Source organism: Polaromonas sp. P3_C2 (assembly GCF_056402675.1).
Map to the genome: position 1 here is coordinate 1 of NZ_JBFUGX010000989.1, position 1,113 is coordinate 1,113.

Sequence of the window (1,113 nt, forward strand, 5' to 3'; positions counted from 1 at the left end):
CGGTTAAGCCGCCAAAAGCGAATAGCCTGAGTGCCGCGATGAAGCCGTCTTTGCGCCAGGCGGAGATCGGCCAGTACATTTGCAAAATGCAGAGCACGAGCGCGACGATGAGCAGGTATAGCTTTGTCATCGCGGCATCGTAGCAATAAAAAGCCCCCTCAGGACCTCTCCTTGTTTCGCTTGCGAGGCGGCCCTCTGCTCGGAGCCTTAAAGGCTCAAGGGTCTGCATGTGGTTGGGCGGATGACGATGCAGGCAGAACCGTGTATGTGATCACGGTGAGTCAGACCAGGATGCCGGTGAAGACTGTCGCCAGTCTGGAGCTGTAGGAGGTTGGCTATAAGTGAAAAGCTCTCAAGGATTGCGCGGCGTCAGTGCAATGGAAAGAGAAAGTTAGAGCGCTGACGTGTGACAGCCTGCAGATCACGATGGCATTGCAGAACACTGCAACGTCGAACCAGCCGCGAGCACTGTAAAAAGTATCCCCTGGGGTTTGTTTTCGTTTCGCATGCGAAACCAATGACCTTAAACTCCATCCAACAAAACGGGAGGAATTTATGAGAACCTGGATTCGAACTCTTGGTGTGATTCTGTTGGCAATTTTCACGAACACATACACCAATGCGGAAAATTTTTACGGGCCCAACGAGTTAAACGAAATCGTTACCAAGGCTTATAAGGCAGATGATTTTGTTGCGCTTGATAAGTTGGCTACCAAGCTTCGTACAGAAAGAAGTCGAACCCCCAGTGGAGTTTGGAATCTCACCGTTTTCTATGGCAACCTAGGCTACGCTATTGTTGGGGAAAAGGAAAAGAACTCGGAGGCGCAATGGGCGGCCATAGAAAGCAAACTGAATCGTTGGGTCGCAGCTTTTCCTCAATCGGCTATGGCGCCAATAGCACTGGCTACCGCACAGAAGCAGCATGCCTGGGCTCTTCGCGGTTCTGGCTATGCAAGTACCGTCACCCCTGAAGGCTGGAATGGCTTCGCGAGCTACATGGCGATTGCTCGCAACACCCTCGATGTGAACAAAAAAATCAGCAGTGATGATCCGCAGTGGTATATCGTGAYGCTGGATGTGGCGCTTGCGCAGAACTGGACAAGAGACCAACAT

General features: G+C 51.7%; 2 protein-coding genes. One reads left to right on the forward strand and one right to left on the reverse strand.

The genetic code is table 11. From position 1 onward, the window contains the following. The coding region (locus AC1DWI_RS24040; protein WP_477726024.1) for a hypothetical protein at nt 1-229 on the reverse strand (229 nt) is incomplete at its 3' end. A 326-nt stretch (nt 230-555) separates the two neighbouring features. Between AC1DWI_RS24040 and AC1DWI_RS24045 the strand changes: the two genes are divergently transcribed. After that, nucleotides 556-1,113, forward strand: a 558-nt coding sequence (locus AC1DWI_RS24045) for a hypothetical protein (RefSeq protein ID WP_477726025.1), incomplete at its 3' end; no start/stop codon positions are given.